This is a genomic window from Paenarthrobacter sp. Y-19 (genome assembly GCF_029223985.1).
GTDB lineage: Bacteria > Actinomycetota > Actinomycetes > Actinomycetales > Micrococcaceae > Arthrobacter > Arthrobacter nicotinovorans.
Window position 1 is genome coordinate 1,935,572 of record NZ_CP119414.1, and the last position, 20,534, is coordinate 1,956,105.

The following is a 20,534-nucleotide window of genomic DNA, read 5'->3' on the forward strand; positions in this document are numbered from 1 at the left end:
CTTTTGCGCTTTAGCGGGATGACCGCTTGCGGAGCTTTACCAGGCCCTTGTTGATGCGGGAAACCCAGAACGGACCTTCATAGAGGAAGGCCGTGTATCCCTGCACCAAGGTTGCTCCGGCATCCAGCCGGTCCTGCACATCGCGGGGTGTCTCTACGCCACCAACAGCGATGAGAACGAGCTGATCGCCGACCGCTTCCTTGAGGCGGCGCAGAACCTCCAGGGAGCGCTGCTTGAGGGGCGCCCCGGACAATCCACCGGCACCGAGGGCATCAACCTTTGCGGGATCAGACATGAGGCCGCCCCTGGAAATCGTGGTGTTGGTGGCGATGATGCCATCAAGCTTAAGGTCCAACGCCAGGCGGGCGACATCGTCAATGTCTTCATCGGACAGGTCCGGAGCAATCTTGACGAGCAGCGGCACATGCCGCCCCGCGGACTCATCGGCGGCGTCGCCGACGGCCCTCAGGAGCGGGCGGAGGGTTTCGACGTTCTGCAACAGACGGAGGCCAGGCGTGTTCGGTGAGCTGACGTTGACCACCAGATAATCCGCCGCCGGAGCCAGGGTCCTTGCACTCACCAGGTAGTCCTCAGTGGCGTCCTCCAGCTCCACTACCTTGGTCTTGCCGATGTTGACCCCGATGATTGGCCGTGTGTCACGGTACTGCCTTTGCAAAGCAGCCCGTGCCGACTTAAGCCGCGGCGCAACTGCCGCGGCGCCGTCGTTGTTGAATCCCATGCGGTTGATAACAGCGCGGTCCTCGATCAGGCGGAACAGCCGGGGCTTCTCGTTGCCCGGCTGAGCTTGTCCGGTGATGGTGCCAACTTCCACATGGCCGAAACCGAGCTCGGACAGGGCCTCAATGCCGTGGCCTTCCTTGTCGAAGCCGGCGGCCAAACCGAACGGCGACGGAAAAGTGAGGCCCAACGCCTCCGTCCTTAAGGAGGCATCAGGCGCAGTCAGCTTTGCCAGGATCCGGCCGGCGCCCGAACGGTGGGCAAGCCGGATTCCCTGGAAACCGATCTTGTGGGCCTTCTCGGCATCCATCCAGGAAAAGGCCAACTTGAAGAATGTGGGGTAAACACGCATGATCCTAGTTTTGCCGTTCGGGGACTACTCGCCAAACCCGTGACCATGGAAGCCGCTAGCATGTACGCATGCCGCCGGTAGATAGTGACGCACATCATGAACATCAGCCCATGACTGCCGACATCGCAGTAGTCGGCGCCGGCCTGTCGGGGCTCGTGGCCGCTGCCACAGCGTATGCCGCCGGAAAGAGCGTCATCGTGCTGGACCAGGAGCCGGAAGCCTCGCTCGGCGGTCAGGCCCACTGGTCCTTCGGCGGCCTCTTCATGGTCGACACCCCGGAACAGCGCAGGCTCGGCGTCAAGGACAGTACCGAGCTCGCGTTGTCTGACTGGTTCGCCTCCGCCGCTTTCGACCGGCCCGCCGATACGCAGGCGCGGGCCTGGGCCGAGGCCTATGTCAACTTCGCAGCCGGCGAGAAGAGGAGTTGGCTCAGGAACCTGGGCGTCGGCATCTTTCCATTGGTCCAGTGGGCGGAGCGGGGAGGCTACGGACCGCAGGGTCATGGCAATACGGTGCCCCGCTTCCACGTCACGTGGGGAACAGGTCCGGCGCTCGTCCAACCCTTCCTGGCCAAAGTGCAGGAGGGTGTAGCCGCGGGAAAGGTGCGGATGTGCTTCAGGCACCGCGCCGCAGCCCTGACGACGACGGCGGGAAAGGTCACCGGGGTGGCCGGCCAGGTCCTGGAACAGTCGACGGCGGTCCGGGGCCAGGCATCGTCCAGGGTCACCGTCGGAGACTTCGAAGTGAATGCGGGGGCGGTGGTGGTGACCACCGGAGGGATCGGCGGCAACCACGAGGTTGTCAGGCGGCAATGGCCAGGGGGAAAGGCGCCTGCGGAGATGCTCAGCGGTGTGCCCGCGTCAGTGGACGGCGGGTTCCTTCCGGCGGTAGCGACAGCGGGTGGCTCGTTGATCAACGGTGACAGGATGTGGCACTACCCGGAGGGAATCCGCAATTATGATCCCGTCTGGCCACAGCACGGCATCCGCATGCTTCCGGGCCCGTCGTCCCTGTGGCTGGACGCCACCGGAGCCCAGCTGCCCGCCCCGCTGTTTCCCGGCTTCGATTCACTGGGCGCTTTGAGCCACATTGTCGCGACCAACCACGGGTATTCCTGGTTTGTCCTTAATCGGACCATCGCGCTCAAGGAGCTTGCCCTGTCCGGATCGGAACAGAACCCGGATCTGACCGGCAAGGATGTCCGTCTGTTGGCTTCACGCCTGAAACCCGGCGCCGACTCCCCCATCCAGCGTTTCCTGGACAAAGGCGAAGACTTCATCCAGGCCTCCTCGGTGCGGGAACTCGCTGCAGGGATGAACAAACTAACCGGCAACCAGCTGATCAATGCCGGGTCCCTTGAGGCCCTGGTCCAAGCACGTGACCGCCAAGTGTCCAGCGGCTTGGGAAAGGACCCCCAACTCGCGGCAATCAGGGCTGCACGGCGATTTGCCACGGATAAATTGATGCGCGTCGCGCCCCCGCACCGTCTGACGGACCCGGCTCACGGCCCCTTGATAGCCATCCGCCTGTCCGTCCTCACCAGAAAGAGCCTTGGCGGCCTCCAGACGGATCTGAAGTCCAGGGTGCTCAACGATGACGGTCATGCCATAGCGGGCCTCTACGCTGCCGGCGAGGCGGCGGGGTTCGGCGGAGGCGGCATCCACGGGTACCGTGCCCTGGAAGGAACCTTCCTCGGCGGCTGTCTCTTCAGCGGGAGGGCCGCGGGGCGGGAAGCCGCCGCCAGTGTCTAAGCTAGGGCCATGGAGTGGACCCCTGACATCCTGGGAAAGGACTTTCAATCCTGCAGTTTTGAGGCGGCAGGGCCTGACGGCGTCGTCCGCCGCGCCACTCTGATCCGTCACAGGGCGGAACTGCCTGCCGGGCCGCACGAAGGTCCGGGGGCTGGAAACGCCCCCTATGGTGCCGTCCTGTTCCTGCACGGTTGGAGCGACTACTTCTTCAATACGGAGTTGGCCCGGTTCTGGGCGGGCCAGGGTTACGACTTCTATGCCCTTGACATGCACAACCACGGACGAAGTCTTCGATCGGACAGCCCGGGTGGCTACGTGGCTGACTTGGCCTACTACGACGCCGAAATCGACGGAGCCCTGGAACTCATCCGTGCTGACCGTGCCGGCGTCCCTCCGGGCAGTCTGACCTTGATGGGACACTCAACCGGCGGATTGATTGCAGCGCTGTGGGCAAGCCGGCACCAGGACGAACTCCAGTTCCTGGTCCTCGACAGTCCATGGCTGGAAATGCACGGTCATTCGTTGGTTCGTCGTGCCGTCCACACTGTGCTGGCTCCCTTGGCCAAACTTCGTCCTGAAACCATACTGAGGCTGCCGGAGAGAGGCTTCTACTTCCGGAGCATCAGCAGCAGCGCCGAGGGTGAATGGGCGCTGGACGAGAAGTACCGGCCCCCGCTTGCCTTCCCTGTCCGGGCAGGCTGGCTCAGCGCCGTCTTCGCGGGCCATGCGCTGGTATCGCAAGGGTTGAACCTGCAGATGCCGGTCTTGGTCCTTACATCTGCGGCCAGCGCCAATGGCATGGTGTGGCAGGAATCGATGCGTCGCTCCGATGCCGTCTTGGATGTCGGCATTATCGCCCTCCGGGCCATGGCACTGGGCCGGACAGTCACCCTGGAACGCATTGATGGCGGGCTCCACGATGTCTTCCTTTCGGCACCTGCAGTGCGGCAGGACGCTTATGCAAGGCTGGGCCGCTGGATCAGTGGATACATGCGCTATGGCGCCCCGCAAGGCAGCGTGCCGGAAACCACCGTGCCGGAGCACCCGGCCCAAGAACACCACAGCAGGGAACACCACAGCAGGGAACACCAAAAGAAGGGGGATGCATGACTGCTACAGGTAACGCCGGAACACAGTGGGGGCCGGATGTACTGGGCCACAACTACGAGAGCCTGGATTTGCCCTTGGGGACTGACGAAGAGGGCCCGGTCAAAGCCACCTTGGTGCGGCACTCGCCACCCACCGGGGACACCTCCCCGCACGGAATCCTCGACTTCCTGACGACCTTCGCAAAAAGAAAGCGCCGTACTCCGCCCGAGTCCGGCGGGGCGCCGCGAGCGGTGCTCTACCTCCACGGGTGGGCAGACTACTTCCTCCAAACCGAGCTGGCCGAGTACCTTACCGCGTCTGGATTTATGTTCTATGCCCTGGACCTCCGCAAATTCGGCAGAAGCCTGCTCCCGGGACAAACCCCCGGCTACGCCTCGGATCTCGGTGTCTACGACGAAGACCTGTCCGCGGCCCTCCGGGCGATTGAAGCGGATGTGGCAGAACGGACCAACAACCCTGTGCCGCCTACGATCCACGTGATTGCCCACTCCCTTGGCGGGCTGATCGCGGCACTCTGGGCCGACCGCAACCCGGGCAAGGTCGGCACCCTCGTACTTAACTCCCCTTGGTTGGAACTCCAGGGCAGCAGCCTCGTCCGCAGCATCGCCATGCACCTGGTGGAACCTTTTGCCCGCACGGACCCGAAACGACCCTTCCGCTTCCCGGAAATGCCGGCCTACTGGGAGAGCGTCAGCAATGAGGCACACGGCGAATGGATGTTGGACCCGGTCTGGCGTCCGCGCACGTCCTTCCCCATTCGCGCCGGTTGGACCAAGGCAGTACTGGCGGGGCACGCGGCAGTGGAGCGCAAGCTGAACATTGACGCACCCGTCTTGGTTCTCCTGTCGGGTCGCACCAGGATTCAGGCGGAATGGACCTCGGACCTTATGCGCGCAGACGCCGTCATCGACGTCGAACAGACCTCCCGGCGTGCTCTCGGCCTGGCCCGGCGGACAGCAGTGTTCCGGTATCCGGGTGCGCTCCACGACGTCTTCCTGTCCCGTCGCACTGTCCGGCAGCAGGCGTACCGGGATGTCGCCGTCTGGCTGGCTGCATACCCGTATTGATTTAGCCCACGTGTGCTATTCCGCTACCGGGGCAGCATCGACGGCCCCGCCGTAGCGCCTGTCCCGTTTGGCGTAGATTTCGACGGCGTCCCACAAGGTGCGCCGGTCCACATCAGGCCACAGGGTGTCCATGAAGACGAACTCCGCGTAGGCGGACTGCCAGAGCAGGAAGTTGGACAGTCGCTGCTCCCCCGAACTCCGGAGGAAGAGATCCACATCCGGGAGATCGGGCTCGTCCAGATACCTCTGTATGGTCTTCTCAGAGACAGAGCCGGGCTTCAAGCGGCCGGCTGCGACGTCCTGCGCTATGGCCGATACAGCATCGGCAATCTCGGCCCGCCCGCCGTAATTAACACACATGGTCAAGGTACAGGTGTCATTGCCCTTGGTGTATTCCTCGGCCTCTTCGAGTTCCTTGATGACCGAACCCCAAAGCCGCGGCCGCCGGCCGGCCCACCGGATCCGGACGCCCCAGTCGTCCAGCTGGTTCCGCTGCCGCCTTAACACATCCTTGTTAAATCCCATGAGGAAGCGGACTTCCTCGGGCGAACGGCGCCAGTTCTCTGTAGAAAAAGCGTAGACGCTGACGTACTTGATCCCCAGTTCGATGGCTCCGGCCATCACATCAAGGAGGGCCGGTTCGCCGGCCTTGTGGCCCTCGATCCGTGGCAATCCACGCTGGTTCGCCCATCGGCCATTGCCATCCATGACGATGGCCACGTGCTGCGGGACAAGCTCACTTGGAATTGCCGGCGGCACCGCTCCGGATGGATGCCCGTAAGGAGCGACGACCGGCGCAGTCCTTGCCGCTGTTGTCTTGCTTTTCTTTCCAAGTGCCACTGTCAGCTTCGCTCCACGTGTTTGAGTGATTTCAAGGCCCGTTCCAAATGCCATTGCAGGTAACTCGCCACCAGTCCGGCGGCTTCCCTGCGGTGCCGCGGGTCGGAAACGTCCGCGACCTCCCAGTTGCCTGTCAACAAAGCGCCCAGGAGTACCACGGTCTCAGCCGCCGGCGCCGGTGATCCGGGTGGCCTGCAGTCGCCGCAGACCATTCCGCCCACCGGAGCAGCAAATGCTGTGTGGGGTCCCGGTTTACCGCACCGTGCACAGGCCGTGAAGCTGGGGGCCCAGCCTCCCGTGGCCAACGCGCGCAGAAGATAGGAATCCAGGATCAACTCCGGAGGGTGGTCCGAACGGCTCAGGGCCGCCAGCGCACCTACCAGAAGGTTGTATTGGGCCGTGCCCGATTCCGTGTCTGCGTCGGTCAGCTTTTCTGCTGTCTCCGTCATGGCGGCAGCCACCGTAAATCTGCCGTAGTCGGCAGCAATGCTGCTTCCGTAGGCACCTTTCGCCACTGCTTGGGTGACGATGTCCAACGTGCGGCCGGATACCAGCTGAAGGTCGGCCACCATGAAGGGCTCAAGCCTCGCGCCGAAACGGCTGCTGGTCCTGCGGACCCCTTTTGCCACGGCACGGACCTGCCCATGGTGCTTGGTCAGCAAGGTAATAATGCGATCCGCCTCGCCCAGCTTGTGGGTACGGAGAACCACGGCATCGTCCCGGTAGGACCGGGCTGCAAACGATGGATTGGCCACATCTAATCTTCGCACTATGCCTGGACCCGGGACGGTTGCCGGACCGTGTGGTGACAGAGTTTCCTGTCACCACACGGCCGGGGCCTAGGCCTGGGCGTCCCGAACGGCCCTGTTCACAGCCGAGATCAGTGCCTTGAGGGACGACGTTGTGGTGCTCGGGTCAATTCCCACTCCCCACAGGACACGCTCTCCGACGGCGCATTCAACATACGCGGCGGCACTGGCGCTGCCGCCTTCCGACAACGCGTGCTCGCTGTAGTCGAGAACCCGGACATCGACGCCGTCCTGGTGCAGTATGTCCAACAGGGCCGCAATGGGACCGTTGCCATGCCCGGTGCGCCGAACCTCAGTACCCTCGATCCGCAGGTTCGCATTCATGGTCATTGCGCCGGACTCGTCGGTCTCGGTGCTCACGCTGCCCAAGGTATAACGGCCCCACTGGGCCTGCTCTTCGTCCGAGGGCAGGTACTCATCCTGGAAGATCTGCCACAACTGGGACCCGCTGACTTCGCCACCCACGGCGTCCGTGCGTCGCTGGATAACTCCCGAGAACTCGATCTGGGCACGCCGCGGCAGGTCCAAATTGTGCTCGTTCTTCAGCAAGTAGGCAACGCCACCCTTGCCGGACTGGGAGTTGACGCGGATGACAGCCTCGTAGCTGCGACCCAGGTCCTTGGGATCGATCGGCAGGTAGGGCACCTGCCAGGTGAAATCATCCACGGGCTTGCCGGCAGCGGCGGCGTCCTTCTCCAGAGCCTCGAAGCCTTTCTTGATGGCGTCCTGGTGCGAACCCGAGAACGCTGTGAAGACTAGATCGCCACCGTAGGGAGAGCGCTCCGGCACAGGCAACTGGTTGCAGTACTCCACTGTCCGGCGGATTTCATCAATGTCGGAGAAATCGATCATGGGGTCAACGCCCTGCACGAACATGTTCAACCCCAGTGTGACCAGGTCAACGTTGCCAGTGCGTTCGCCGTTGCCGAAGAGGCACCCCTCAATACGGTCCGCACCGGCCAGGTAACCGAGTTCGGCTGCAGCAACTCCCGTGCCGCGGTCATTGTGCGGGTGGAGCGAAATGATGATGCCTTCGCGCGGGTGCAGATTACGGTGCATCCACTCGATCGAATCGGCATAGACGTTCGGCGTAGCCATTTCCACCGTGGCAGGCAGGTTGATGATGACCTGCTTATCGGCTGAGGCCTCAAAGACGTCGGCGATGGCGTTGCAAACGCGTGCAGCATACTCGAGCTCGGTTCCCGTGAAGGACTCCGGCGAGTACTCGTAGGTGATGTGCGTGTCGGTCAGCGTCTCTTCGTACTTCTTGCACAAACGCGCACCTTGCAGCGCGATATCCAGGATGCCGTCTTCGTCCTGGTTGAAGACCACTCGGCGCTGCAATACGGAGGTGGAGTTGTACAGGTGGACGATCGCCTGCTTGGCACCTACCAATGACTCGTAGGTCCGTTCAATCAGGTGCTCACGCGCCTGGGTCAATACCTGGATCGTGACGTCGTCAGGGATGTGGCCGCCCTCGATGAGCTGGCGGACGAAATCGAAGTCCGTCTGCGATGCCGACGGGAAGCCGACCTCGATTTCCTTGTAGCCCATCTTGACCAGCAGCTGGAACATCTTCAGCTTGCGTGCCGGGCTCATCGGGTCGATCAGCGCCTGGTTGCCGTCCCGCAGGTCAACGGCGCACCAGCGCGGAGCTTTGGTGATGACCTTGTCCGGCCAAGTGCGGTCCGGGACCTCGACCGTGATCTGGTCCTGGAACGGCAGGTAACGGTGGGTGGGCATACCGGAGGGCTTTTGTGCATTACGCATGACGTGTGGCCTTTTCTCTAAGAACTGAATGAAAGCTTAGCCGGACACAACGAAACTCCGCGGCGAGGATGGCCCAGCGTCAGATAGCTTTCAGGCCTCGCCGCGGCAGCTAAGAAGAAGCATTTCCGCACGCACAAAATTACAGTAACACGGTGCGTATGATGACAGTGCAACACCTCATGCAACGTCCACTATGCAGACGCCGCGGCGGTGGCAACACCAGCTGCAGCGTCCACACAAGGAGCCACAGTGCCACAGTCGGGGATCACTCTTTCGAATATCGACCACAGCGTCCGGCCCCAGGACGACCTATACCAGCACGTCAACGGCGCGTGGCTCAACAGCACTACGATTCCGGATGACCGGCCGTTGGAAGGAACTTTCACCGCCCTGCGTGACGGGGCCGAGCTCGCAGTCAAGGCAATCATCGAAGAGGCCGCAGGCAAAGGCGAATCGGCCACCGGTATTGAACAAAAGGTTGGCGGCCTCTACGCCAGCTTCATGGACGAGGCTGCTGCAGAGGCAAAGGGACTCGAACCCGTGCGGGGCCGCCTTGACGAGGTCAGCGCAGTGAGCTCTCCCAAGGACCTGGCAGCTTTGATCGGCCGTCTTTTCCGTTCGGATGTGTCCGGCCTCTTCTCCATCTATCCCGCGCCGGATGCCGGGAACCCGGAACGAATCCTGCTGTACATCGGGCAGGGCGGCTTGGGTTTGCCCGACGAGTCCTACTACCGCGACGACAAGTTCGCCGGCATTGTGTCGGCGTACAGCAGCTACATCGAAAAACTCTTCACGCTCGCTTCCATTCCCGATGCCGCCGAGGCTGCACAGCGCGTCGTCGCGCTTGAGACGGCACTGGCTTCGCATCACTGGGACAACGTCACGCTCCGGGATCCCCAGAAGACGTACAACCTCAGATCTGCGGAAGAGGCCACAGAGTTGTTCCCCTGGCTCGACACGTGGTTCGACGCAGCTCGGGTCGACGCGGCGAAACGGCGGGAGATCGTTGTCAGCACCCCGGACTTCTTCACTGGCGCCGCCGCGCTGCTGGAGTCCGAACCATTGCAGGCCTGGAAGGAATGGCTGACACTCCGCGTCCTCAGTTCGGCCGCCCCCTATTTGTCGTCTGCGTTCGTGGACACAAACTTCGACTTCTACGGCACCACCCTGAGCGGTACCCCGCAAAACAAAGAACGCTGGAAGCGCGGAGTCGCCGTCGTGGAAGCTGCGCTGGGTGAGGCAGTCGGTCAGATCTACGTCGAACGGCACTTCCCTCCCGGTCACAAAGCCCGGATGGAATCCTTGGTGGCCAACCTGATTGCGGCCTACCGCGAGAGCATCTCTTCCTTGGCTTGGATGGGTGAGGAGACGAAGAAGGAAGCCCTCAAGAAGTTGGATGCGTTCCGTCCCAAGATTGGCTTCCCGGAAAAGTGGATCGACTATTCCGCAGTGGAGATTGACCCCAATGACCTTCTCGGAAATGTTGAACGCGCGCATGACGCCGACGTTGACCGCCATCTGGACGAAATCGGCAAGCCCGTCGACCTGACGAAGTGGCTGATGACGCCCCAGACGGTCAACGCCTACTACCACCCGATGTTGAATGAGATTGTGTTCCCGGCGGCAATCCTCCAGCCGCCGTTCTTTACCGCCGAGGCGGACGACGCCGTGAACTACGGTGGAATCGGGGCAGTGATCGGACACGAAATCGGCCATGGCTTCGACGACCAGGGATCGCAGTTCGATGGCAGCGGTGCGTTGCGAAATTGGTGGACCGAGGAGGATCGCACAGCATTCGAAGCACTCACCGCCAAGCTGGTAGCGCAATTCGATGCTCTCTCACCGTATGCCGCCCCAGAGCACAAGGTGAACGGCAAACTCACCCTGGGTGAGAACATTGGCGATCTGGGCGGCCTCACCATCGCCTACAAGGCATACCTTCTCAGCCTTGATGGCAAGGAACCGGAAGTTATAGATGGCTTCACCGGTCCGCAACGGTTCTTCATGTCCTGGGCGGCCGGGTGGCGTCAGGTAATCCGGACCGAGGAAGCAATCCGCAGGCTTGCCACGGACCCCCACTCCCCCAACGAGTTCCGGACCAACGCAATCGCCAAGAACCTCGATGCATTCCATGAAGCATTCGAAGTGGCTGAGTCGGACGGCATGTGGGCGGAACCCGGGGAACGCGTCAGCATCTGGTAGGAAGCAGGACGACGACGGCCGGGCCAGTTACGCAACTGGCCCGGCCTTCGCTTTGAACCGGCAATGGCTCTTGAGGTACTGATCCTCGCTTACTGATCGATGTAGAGCGGGTTCACCTGCTGGCACACGGCGTCGCTGGCCGTCTGGTTGACCACGTTGGACGGGACCGAAGCTGCTCCGTAGGCGGTACCGGTAGTGAAGTCGGTACCCACATAGAGCTGCACGCCAGCCACTCCGGGGGCCTCCTGCACCTGGGCAGCCGGGATGCCGTAGAGCTTGGCCACATCTGCAGCCACATCGGCAAATCCCTGCCCGTAGTAGAGCACGGTTTGGTCCACCGGGTTGGCCAGGTAGCTCACTGCCTGGGTAAATCCAGCGCCCGTGAGAACAGTCATCAATTCCTGCGCCCTGGTTCCCACGCCACTGCCGTTGGCCACAGAGACAGGCTGGATGGCTTTGTCGTAGGCGGGCGCCGGAGGCGTGGTGGCCGTGGGCTGGGGTGCCGGGGTTTCCGAAGGCGTGGGTGTTGATGTAGCCCCGGGCGTGGTCAGGTCCAGGTCCGCGCGCAGTGCTGCGAAGAGTTGGGACGCTTGAGGTTCAACGAGTTCCAGCCGGTTTGGATCCACTGCTGCAGCTTGCGTGGGAACGGCCACAAAAGCCACCTTGGACACATCAATGTCTTTGAGGCGGCCACCAATCGTCAGCAGCGACGGTACAGAAGCGAGGCCCTCGTCGACCGTCAGATTCTGCGTGACTACGTCTGCGATCTGGAGGAGTCGCTGCGGGTTGCCCAGAGTGCCTTCACTCTTCAGCTTTCGCGTCAGGGAAGAAAGGAATGCCTGCTGGCCCTTGATGCGGCCCAGGTCTCCACCATCGCCGAACGCATGCCTGGTCCGTAGGAAGGCCAAGGCCTGTTCGCCTTCGACCAGGGAGTCGCCCTTGGGCAGGCGGAGCCGGGAATCCGGATCAAAGACGGGGTCGCTGACGCATACGTTGACGCCACCCACAGCGTGGGAAAGCTCCTTGACGGCGTTGAAGTCGGCCATCATGAAGTGGTCGATTTCCAGGCCCGTCAGTTTATTGATGGTATCCACGGCGCAGCCGATGCCGGCCTCTGCCATGGCCTCGTTGATCATCACGCCGCTGCGGGCCGGAAAGGTCTGGTTGTTGGTGCGGTCAGTGCACTGGGGAACGTCCACCAACAAGTCCCTGGGGAAGCTGAGGACGTTGACGCGCTTGTTGTCGGCAGAGATGTCCAGCAGCATCATGACGTCCGAGTGGCCATAGCCTGTGGAGTCTTCGGTACTTCCGTACTCGGCGTTCTTCCCGTCACGGGTATCGGAGCCAAGGATCAGGATCTGCAGGCGGTCTGTCTTGTCGTTGGCCAAGGCATCGCCGGCATTACGTGACTCCGCGGCGCTAAGCGGCGCCTTGGTGATGTTGGTCTGCAGCCGGATGAACCAGAAAGCAGCGAAGGCGACGCCGGCAACCAGGGCAACCGAGACCACACCGGTGACAATCTTCAACCAGAGCGGCAGTCCCTTGCGTTGATTCATATGGCGCGGAGTGCCGTCAGCATCCGCTCCATGGCGTGCCGCAACGGGGCCTGCGGTGCCGGTGCCCTCTGGGCGGGCGTCACGACGTCGCACTATTCGGTTTACCTTTCCTTAAACAGCTCGATCCCCGCAATCATAGTTGCCGTTTCTGGGAAGTTCCTTATCGGGCCGGGAGCCACGCCGGAACCAGCATTGCTGGCTAGAATCCTAGTTTGACCAATTGCTTGGGGTCCCGCTGCCAGTCCTTGGCGACTTTAACGTGCAGATCGAGGTAGATCCGCGTGCCGAGCAAGGTTTCAATACCCTTGCGGGCATTGGTTCCCACTTCGCGCAGACGGCTCCCGCCCTTGCCAATAATGATGGCCTTCTGCGAGGGACGCTCGACATAGAGGTTCACCCGGACATCAAGGAGCGGGTTGTCCTCGGAGCGGCCTTCACGCGGAACGATTTCCTCCACCACAACTGCCAAGGAGTGCGGAAGTTCGTCCCGGACGCCCTCCAAGGCGGCTTCACGGATGAGCTCAGCGATCATGACCGCTTCCGGCTCATCTGTCAGCTCACCATCCGGATAAAGCGGCGGGGAGGAAGGCATGTGGCTGATCAGGACGTCGGCGACGGTGGAAACCTGGAAACCATCGGCAGCTGACACCGGAACGATGTCGGCCCAGCCTTGTTCACCCAGAACCTCTCGGCCGAGCGCTGCGACAGCGAGCAGCTGCTCCGTGAGAGCCTGCCGGTCGACAAGATCTGTCTTGGTCACCAAAGCAACGATCGGCTTGCGCCCGACGGCGGCCAGCTGGGCTGCGATGAATTTGTCGCCGGGGCCGATCTTCTCGTTGGCGGGCAAGCAGAAACCGATGGCATCAACTTCGGCCAGGGTATCGGCGACAAGCTCGTTGAGGCGCTTTCCCAAAAGGGTCCGGGGACGGTGAAGTCCCGGGGTGTCCACGAGGATCAATTGTGCGTCCTCGCGGTGGACGATACCGCGGATGGTGTGACGCGTGGTCTGCGGTTTGGCCGAGGTAATGGCCACCTTCTGGCCCACCAAGGCATTGGTCAGGGTCGACTTGCCCGCATTCGGCCGGCCCACCAGCACCGAGAACCCCGCGTGAAAGCCGCCGAAGTCGCTATCGGCGTCGAATTTCTTATTTTGCTTGCTCACGTGGAACTCCCTGTTGCGTTGAGTCGGCGTCGTCGAGAAGGTCTTCAAGGCCAGTGTCTTCCTTTGGCATGGCGGCCGCAATGATATGGCTGACCCTGTTTCGGCGACCCTCCAGCCTATCTGCCTTGAGGAACACGCCGCTCACTTCAACCGAGCTTCCAACAATCGGAACCTGGCCAAGCGCCTTTGCGAGGAGGCCGCCAACGGTGTCCACCTCGTCGTCGTCGAGGTCAATATCGAACAGTTCCCCAAGGTCATCGATGCTCATTCGCGCGCTCACCCGGTACTGCCCGTCGCCCAGGTCGACGGCTTCCTCCGCTGCGGCATCGTATTCGTCAACGATTTCACCCACGATTTCCTCAATGAGGTCTTCCAAAGTCACCAGGCCGGCGGTTCCGCCGTATTCATCAATGACAATGGCCACGTGGGTGGACTCCTGCTGGAGTTCCCTCAGCAAATCACTCACCGGCTTGGACTCGGGGACGTATCGGACATCGCGGGCCAGCGAATCGACGTCGTGCGCCTGCAAGCCCGGTTCGCCGCGGTACATCGCTGCGGCAACATCCTTGAGGTACAGAATGCCTCGGATCTGATCCGTGTTCTCACCTATGACAGGGATTCGCGAGTACCCCGACCTCAGGAACAAGCCCATGGCAGTTTCAAGGTCCGCGCCGGTAGCGATGCTGACGATGTCCGTGCGGGGAACCATGACGGAACGCACCAAAGTGTCGCCAAAGTCAAAGACCGAATGGATGAGCTCCGCTTCGTTGTCTTCGATCATGTCCGACTCTGCCGCGCGGTCGACAAACTCGCGGAACTCTTCCTCACTGACAAAAGCGTCGTCACCGCTGGGAGCGCCTGGGGCTACTGCTTGGCCAAGCGCCACCAGCCATCCTGGGATCGGGCCCAGGATCCAGCACAGGAACCTGATCAGCGGTGCCGTGAAACGCACCACGGGTCCGGAGTGCGCGCGTCCCAATTGCCGGGGTGAAACGCCGACGAGCACAAAGCCGATCACGGCCATGATGCCTGTTGCCGCAAGCCCGGCGAGCCAGACGTTGTCCAGCAGGCTGTGGAGGACAACCGCGACGGCCACTGCCGCTGCCATTTCAAACCACACACGCCAAAAGCGCAGGGCCCGCATGTGGGCGATCGGGTTTTCAAGGATGCCGGCCAGGGCCTTGCCTTTGCTCCGGCCAATGGATTGTTCGGCCTCATGCCGCGGCAGGAAGTTGAACGCAGCCTCGGCCGCAGTCAGCAGTGCAACAAAGCTGAGGAATACCAGCGCCATGCCGACCAGAATGATCGACGTCACTGCATGGTCTCCATGGGGGCATCCTTGCCCAGGAATTCAGACAGCAGTTCCCGCTGCAAGCCAAACATTTCTTCTTTTTCATCGGGCTCGGCGTGGTCAAAGCCCAGCAGGTGGAGGATTCCGTGCGTGGTCAGCAACAGCATTTCATCCTGCGTAGGGTGGCCCGCGTTGCGGGCCTGCACTTCAGCCACCTGCGGGCAGATCGCGATGTCTCCAAGCATGCCCTGCGGAGTTGGCTTGTCCGGGGTGCCGGGCGTCAGTTCGTCCATGGGCACGGACAGCACATCGGTGGCTCCCGGCTCGTCCATCAGCTCAATGTGCAGTTTCTCCATGGCGGGTTCGTCCACCAGCAGGATGGACAGCTCTGCCTGGGGGTGGATATACAGGCGCTCAAAGATGAAGCGGGACAACGTCACCAGCTGCGCTTCATCCACTGCCACGCCGGACTCGTTGTTGACTTCAATGCTCATTTACGTTCTCCACGTTTAGGTGTGTGTGCTGCCTCTGCGCGGTGGGCATCATCCCACGCGCTGTAGGCGGAGACGATATCGCCCACCAGGCGGTGCCGTACTACGTCTGCGGCCTCGAGGATGGAGAAATTCACGTCGTCGATCCCGGTCAGGATTTCCCGGACAATACGCAGCCCGGACGTTGCTCCGAAGGGCAGGTCGATCTGCGTGACGTCACCGGTGACCACCATTTTGGAGCCAAAGCCAAGCCGGGTCAGGAACATCTTCATCTGTTCCGGAGTGGTGTTCTGGGCTTCATCAAGGATGATGAAGGCGTCGTTGAGGGTCCGACCACGCATGTAGGCCAACGGAGCCACTTCGATGGTGCCCGCCGCCATCAATCGCGGGATGGATTCCGGATCCATCATGTCGTGCAGGGCATCGTAAAGGGGGCGCAGATAGGGGTCGATCTTGTCGCTCAGAGTGCCTGGAAGGAATCCCAGCCTCTCCCCCGCTTCAACGGCGGGCCGCGTCAGGATGATCCGGCTGACTTCCTTCATTTGGAGCGCCTGGACGGCCTTGGCCATGGCCAGGTAGGTCTTGCCCGTACCTGCAGGGCCAATTCCGAAAATCACCGTGTTGTCGTCAATGGCGTCAACATAGTTTTTCTGGTTCAGCGTCTTGGGCCTGATGGTCTTGCCACGGCTGGAAAGAATGTTGTGGGTCAGGACGTCCGCAGGGTTCTGCACAGACTGGGTCCGCAGGAGGGACACCAACTGCTGGAGCACATCAGGCGTTACCAATGTCCCCTTCGCCACAAGACCGCGCACTTCCTCAAGGAGGCGCATGATGCGGGGAATGACGGTTGCGGGACCGGTCATGGAAAGCTCGTTGCCCCGGACGTGGAAGTTGACGTCCTGGAACTGTTCCTCGATGTACCGCAGGGCTTCATCGTGGCTGCCCAGCGAGTGAACCATCTGGTCGGAGTTGTCGAAGGTGACAACTTCCGTGCGCGTGCCCGGTAAGGTGTGCGGGAACTCGGTGGTCGGCTGGTTCCCGTTTCCGGTCCTGAGCCGCCCGTTCAAAGATTCACTCATAGTGCTGGCCGTACGGCCTGTTCTCCTCCGGTTGATCGTATGACGCAATCCTACGCCAGCGCGGCCCTGGATGAACCTCGCCAATGGTCCGGATCACTGCCGCCGCTGCACTGCTGACATTTTGTCTCAACTCGGCATCAAGCCGGTATCAATCATGTTTCAGTTGGCCGGCGTCCGCAGAAACCCGGCCGGACGCCGTCGACGATGTGCCAAGCTGGCATAGCGGGTGGTCGAGCCCCCGCAGTTCCGACCCCAGCGGCCCGCCCCTTAGGCGGCCGCGTTTTGCATCGTAAGACAGGAAACGCCATCACCGAGCCAGCGAGCAACGGAAGCGGCGCACGCAAGCGGACCAAGTCCGCCGTCGTTGCGCCGGCGATGCTTGCTGTCATGCTGCTCACTGGTTGCATCGCAAACGGCGGAGGGGGCAGTCAGGCGACACAGAGCTCGCCTCCGATGACAGTCCAGGACGCCCCTGCGAGCAACGCACCACTGGAAACGACGCAGGCGTCCACCAAGATTCCCGTCTACTGGATCGGGCGGAGCAAGGAGGAGGTCTACCTCTACCGTGAGTTCCGGGACATTTCCGGTGACGGCAATCCTGTGACGACGGCCCTGCGGATCATGATGGCGGAAAAGCCCCTGGATCACGACTTCTTCACGCCTTGGCAGGAACCAGGAAGCCTGGCGACCTCCATCTCGGGGAAAAACGTGATCACCGTTGATGTGTCCCGCGACGCCTTCAACTCAAACCTCGATGCCGGGATGGCGCAACGGGCCATCCAGCAGCTGGTTTACACCGCGTCGGCCGCGGCATCGTCCTCCGGACTCATCAACTCCGGACAGCAGATCCAAGTGGTCATTCTCGTTGACGGACACAAGGACTACATGGCGTTCGGGCAAGTGAAACTTGGCGAACCCATGACGCGTGATGCTTCCTTGGTGGCGCCGCTGTGGATCATCGATCCGCAGGAGGACGTGTCCCTGCCCCCTGGTTTGATCAAGTTCAACGGGCGCACCACGGACAATTCACGGCCCATCAGCTGGCAGATCCTTCAGGACAACGGCAAGGGTGAGAAGTCGAGCCTGCTCACGGGCCAGACCAAAGCAACCGGCGAACCCGGGCAGTATGGTCTGTTCAGCTTCGGCGCGACACTGAAACCCGGAAAATATGAATTGCGGGTAACCGAGGTCGACGATGCCGGCAAGGCCATCGAATCGAGCACGGACACCCGGTTGTTCACCGTGGCCTGATTCGACGTTCGCCGGCTACCAGCGACCGAGGACGTCGCTGGCCAGGACGACGGCGGCGGGTCCCGCCGTCGACGACCGCAGGACATGGTGACCCAAGAGGGCCGTCACGGCCCCTGCATCGCTAAGCCGCGTCACTTCACGCGGCGAGATCCCGCCCTCAGGCCCCACGATCAACAGAACCTCACTGGGTGAAGCGCCGTTGACATCCAGCCTCTCCAGGACCTCCCGCAGAGGGTTTTTGGCGTCCTCGTGAAGAATGACGGCCAAGTCGGCCTCGGCAACGGCTTTCACCAAACCGCTGGAGTCGACGATCGGGCGGACTGGAGGTACCCAGGCCCTGCGCGCCTGCTTTGCAGCCGCAGTGACCACTGACTCCCATTTCGCATGCGCCTTGGCTGCCCGCTCCGCCTTCCAGCGCACGATGGATCGCTCCGACTGCCAGGGAATCACGGCATCAATGCCGAGTTCCGTTGCCGTCTCGATTGCGAGCTCGTCGCGATCACCCTTGGCCAACGCCTGAACCAGTACCAATCGAACGTCCGGCTGGGCTTCGAAGACGATGTCCGTGGCGGTGACCGTCAGGGCACCGGGCGCCGCTTCGGCGACCACTCCAGTGAGACGGGCACCTGCGCCGTCGGCGATGTCAACGGACTCACCGACGGCCAAGCGCTTCACCGTCACTGCGTGGCGGGCCTCCGGACCCTGCAGGACAAAATCAGTACCGGGCGCTACGTGGCTGAGGCTGCCGGCCGGCGTAAAGAAAACGGGGTTGCTCACCGCTACAGGTTACCGAGCTTGTCCCGGAGCTTTGCGAACACGCCACCACTGGCCACCAGTTTTCCTTCGGTGAACTGCTCGCCGCGGAGCTTGGCAAGCTGCTGCAGGAGTTCTTCCTGTGCATGGTCCAGTTTGGTAGGTGTTTCCACATGCAGGTGAACCTTCAGATCGCCGCGGCCGTAGCCCCGCAGGTGCGTTACGCCGAGGCCACGAAGGGTGATGACCTCTCCGGACTGCGTGCCTGCCTTCACTTCGATGTCCTGTGCGCCGTCGAACGTCTCAAGCTGCACGTCGGTCCCCAAGGCAGCAGCCGTCATGGGCACGCTGAGGGTGGCGTGGAGGTCGTCGCCTTCGCGTACGAACGTGGAATCGTTGTTGACGCGGATCTCCACGTAGAGATCACCGGCCGGACCACCTGCAGGTCCTGCTTCGCCCTGGCCGGACAGCTGGATTCGCGTACCGGTAGCGACGCCGGCGGGAACCTTGATGGTGAGCGAACGGCGGCTCCTGATGCGTCCCTGGCCGTTGCATTCGTTGCAGGGATCCTTGATGACGGTGCCGAAGCCTTCACAGGAACCACAGGGGGCGGTGGTCATGACCTGCCCCAGGATGGAGCGGACGGCGCGCTGAACCTGGCCGCTGCCACCACAGATGTCGCAGCGTTCAGGGTGGGTGCCCGGGCGGCAGCAGCTGCCGTCGCAGGTGGGGCAGACCACGGCTGTGTCCACTTCAAGCTTCTTGTTGACGCCGAACACGGCATCCTTGAGGTCGATCCGAACGCTGATAAGGGCGTCCTGGCCACGTCGTACGCGGGAGGCGGGCCCTCCGTGTCCACCGCCGCCGCCAAAGAACGTGTCGAAGATGTCCTGGAAGGCGAAGCCCTGGCCGGCGTAGCCGCCCCCGAAGCCGTTATCAGTGCCGTTCTCGTTGCCCGTGGCATCGTAGACGCGGCGCTTCTGGGGATCTGACAACACTTCGTAAGCGTGCGTCACGGCCTTGAACTGCTCCGCGACATCTTCACCCGGGTTTACGTCCGGGTGGAGTTTCCGCGCCAACTTGCGGTACGCCTTTTTGATCTCTTCCCCGGTGGCTTCCGGCGAGACTCCCAAAACGTCATAGTGGCTGCTCAAAGTCGGTATCTCTTCCTGGTTGTACTGCGGATGTTTTCCCGGGCCGGTGTTCAGCCGCCGAGAATGCGGGAAAGGTAACGGGCCACGGCACGAACTGCTGCCATGGTGGTGGGATAGTCCATGCGGGTCGGTCCAAGGATTCCCACCTTGGCGCCGGAACCGTAGCCGGTGGCCACTACAGAGGCCTCGGCCAGGCCGTCGTACGGATTCTCCCGGCCAATGCTGACTGTCACGCCCCGGGGATCGTCTCCCATGTCCGACAACAACCGGAGCATGACAACTTGTTCCTCAAGGGCCTCAAGCACGGGACCGATGCTTAGCGGGAAGTCAACGTTGGAACGTGCGAGGTTGGCCGTACCGGCCATCAGAATGCGTTCCTCACGGCTGGTGTCGCTCAGGGATTCCAAGCCAGTGGCCAGCCTTTGGGCGAGGGCACGAAGATCCGGCGGGCAAAGGGCCACCACCGACGGTAACACCTGCGGCAGGAGTGCCAGCTGGGTGCCGGCGATGCTGCCGAGGAATCGTGACCTCAACAACATCAAAGCCTCGTTCCCCACGTCCGAACCGGCGTCGATGACTTTTTGCACGACGCTCCCGGTGTCCGCAATGAGGACCACCAGCACCTGTTTGGGGGCCAGCAGAACGAACTCCGCGTGGCGGACCAATGCGCGGTGCGAGTGGGGATACTGCACGACGGCGACCTGGTTGGTCAGCTGGGAAAGGAGCCGTACTGTGCGCTCAAGAATGTCATCGACGTCGTCGGGTCCTTCAAGCAGCGAATGAATTGCCCGACGCTCGGCGGCGGACAACGGCTTGACCTGTGAGATGCGGTCAACGAACAGGCGATAGCCCTTGTCAGTGGGGATTCGGCCGGCGCTGGTATGCGGGGCGGCAATAAGACCTTCTTCTTCCAGGACAGCCATGTCATTGCGGATGGTGGCACTGGAAACACCCAGGTGATGACGCTCAACGAGGGCTTTCGATCCCACCGGCTCCCGGGAATGCACGTAATCCTCAACGATGGCACGCAGCACTTCCAATTTGCGTGGCTCACTCATTGCTACACCTCCTGACGACTGCCATGGTCCATGGGACCGGTCCCCGCGGGACCTCCAATGGATCACCGCACACTTAGCACTCAACATGCCCAAGTGCTAA

17 protein-coding genes are annotated in these 20,534 nt (G+C 62.2%); 5 read left to right on the plus strand and 12 right to left on the minus strand.

Annotated features, from left to right (window positions below):
- Nucleotides 1-10: 10 nt before the first annotated feature.
- Nucleotides 11-1,090, minus strand: coding sequence for a quinone-dependent dihydroorotate dehydrogenase (locus tag PYR64_RS08960; protein ID WP_039241323.1), 1,080 nt, complete (start codon nucleotides 1,088-1,090; stop codon nucleotides 11-13).
- A gap of 110 nt (nucleotides 1,091-1,200) precedes the next feature.
- Here PYR64_RS08960 and PYR64_RS08965 point away from each other — a divergent pair, with 110 nt between their 5' ends.
- The 3 genes from PYR64_RS08965 to PYR64_RS08975 are packed head-to-tail and all read left to right on the plus strand — an operon-like array spanning nucleotide 1,201 to nucleotide 5,018.
- Nucleotides 1,201-2,841: an FAD-binding dehydrogenase gene (locus PYR64_RS08965; protein ID WP_275779509.1), complete on the plus strand. Its 1,641-nt coding sequence runs from the start codon at nucleotides 1,201-1,203 to the stop codon at nucleotides 2,839-2,841.
- A gap of 9 nt (nucleotides 2,842-2,850) precedes the next feature.
- On the plus strand, nucleotides 2,851-3,951 hold the full coding sequence (locus PYR64_RS08970) for an alpha/beta hydrolase (RefSeq protein ID WP_275779511.1): 1,101 nt from the start codon (nucleotides 2,851-2,853) through the stop codon (nucleotides 3,949-3,951).
- Nucleotides 3,948-5,018, plus strand: a complete 1,071-nt coding sequence (locus PYR64_RS08975; protein WP_275779513.1) for an alpha/beta hydrolase — start codon at nucleotides 3,948-3,950, stop codon at nucleotides 5,016-5,018. The genes PYR64_RS08970 and PYR64_RS08975 overlap by 4 nt, the downstream gene beginning before the upstream one ends.
- Nucleotides 5,019-5,033: 15 nt before the next feature.
- Here PYR64_RS08975 and PYR64_RS08980 read toward each other — a convergent pair whose 3' ends face one another.
- From PYR64_RS08980 to leuA, 3 genes are all read right to left on the minus strand, one after another.
- Nucleotides 5,034-5,858: an isoprenyl transferase gene (locus tag PYR64_RS08980; protein WP_275779515.1), complete on the minus strand. Its 825-nt coding sequence runs from the start codon at nucleotides 5,856-5,858 to the stop codon at nucleotides 5,034-5,036.
- A 2-nt stretch (nucleotides 5,859-5,860) separates the two neighbouring features.
- Entirely contained in the window at nucleotides 5,861-6,613 is a 753-nt protein-coding gene (gene recO, locus PYR64_RS08985) for a DNA repair protein RecO (protein WP_018777694.1), read from the minus strand.
- 84 nt (nucleotides 6,614-6,697) lie between these two features.
- Entirely contained in the window at nucleotides 6,698-8,437 is a 1,740-nt protein-coding gene (gene leuA, locus PYR64_RS08990) for a 2-isopropylmalate synthase (protein ID WP_026267156.1), read from the minus strand.
- Between the two features lie 249 nt (nucleotides 8,438-8,686).
- On the opposite strand from leuA, the gene PYR64_RS08995 reads away from it, so the two are divergent.
- A complete protein-coding gene (locus PYR64_RS08995) occupies nucleotides 8,687-10,639 on the plus strand; it encodes a M13-type metalloendopeptidase (RefSeq protein WP_275779517.1) in 1,953 nt (650 codons plus the stop codon).
- An 89-nt stretch (nucleotides 10,640-10,728) separates the two neighbouring features.
- On the opposite strand, the gene PYR64_RS09000 is transcribed toward PYR64_RS08995, so the two are convergent.
- The 5 genes from PYR64_RS09000 to PYR64_RS09020 all read right to left on the minus strand — a co-directional run bounded on the left by PYR64_RS09000 (nucleotide 10,729) and on the right by PYR64_RS09020 (nucleotide 16,218).
- A complete protein-coding gene (locus tag PYR64_RS09000; RefSeq protein WP_275779519.1) occupies nucleotides 10,729-12,195 on the minus strand; it encodes an LCP family protein in 1,467 nt (488 codons plus the stop codon).
- Between the two features lie 199 nt (nucleotides 12,196-12,394).
- Nucleotides 12,395-13,357, minus strand: coding sequence for a GTPase Era (era, locus tag PYR64_RS09005; RefSeq protein WP_018777698.1), 963 nt, complete (start codon nucleotides 13,355-13,357; stop codon nucleotides 12,395-12,397).
- Entirely contained in the window at nucleotides 13,341-14,672 is a 1,332-nt protein-coding gene (locus PYR64_RS09010) for a hemolysin family protein (protein WP_275779521.1), read from the minus strand. The genes era and PYR64_RS09010 overlap by 17 nt, the downstream gene beginning before the upstream one ends.
- Complete coding sequence (gene ybeY, locus PYR64_RS09015) at nucleotides 14,669-15,142, minus strand: rRNA maturation RNase YbeY (RefSeq protein WP_018777700.1); 474 nt, start codon at nucleotides 15,140-15,142, stop codon at nucleotides 14,669-14,671. The genes PYR64_RS09010 and ybeY overlap by 4 nt, the downstream gene beginning before the upstream one ends.
- Nucleotides 15,139-16,218, minus strand: coding sequence for a PhoH family protein (locus PYR64_RS09020; protein ID WP_018777701.1), 1,080 nt, complete (start codon nucleotides 16,216-16,218; stop codon nucleotides 15,139-15,141). The genes ybeY and PYR64_RS09020 overlap by 4 nt, the downstream gene beginning before the upstream one ends.
- A 375-nt stretch (nucleotides 16,219-16,593) precedes the next feature.
- Here PYR64_RS09020 and PYR64_RS09025 point away from each other — a divergent pair, with 375 nt between their 5' ends.
- Nucleotides 16,594-17,469 carry a GerMN domain-containing protein gene (locus tag PYR64_RS09025; protein WP_035733628.1) on the plus strand — a complete coding sequence of 292 codons (876 nt, stop codon included), beginning with the start codon at nucleotides 16,594-16,596 and terminating at the stop codon, nucleotides 17,467-17,469.
- Between the two features lie 15 nt (nucleotides 17,470-17,484).
- Here the strand turns inward: PYR64_RS09025 and PYR64_RS09030 are convergent, their stop codons facing one another.
- Genes PYR64_RS09030 through hrcA form a run of 3 tightly spaced genes read right to left on the minus strand, consistent with a single transcriptional unit; the run spans nucleotide 17,485 to nucleotide 20,434 of the window.
- Nucleotides 17,485-18,246, minus strand: coding sequence for a 16S rRNA (uracil(1498)-N(3))-methyltransferase (locus PYR64_RS09030; protein WP_039241329.1), 762 nt, complete (start codon nucleotides 18,244-18,246; stop codon nucleotides 17,485-17,487).
- A 2-nt stretch (nucleotides 18,247-18,248) separates the two neighbouring features.
- A complete protein-coding gene (gene dnaJ, locus PYR64_RS09035) occupies nucleotides 18,249-19,376 on the minus strand; it encodes a molecular chaperone DnaJ (RefSeq protein WP_018777704.1) in 1,128 nt (375 codons plus the stop codon).
- Between the two features lie 50 nt (nucleotides 19,377-19,426).
- Nucleotides 19,427-20,434 (minus strand): heat-inducible transcriptional repressor HrcA, encoded by a 1,008-nt coding sequence (hrcA, locus tag PYR64_RS09040; protein ID WP_018777705.1) that lies wholly within the window; start codon nucleotides 20,432-20,434, stop codon nucleotides 19,427-19,429.
- Nucleotides 20,435-20,534: the final 100 nt, after the last annotated feature.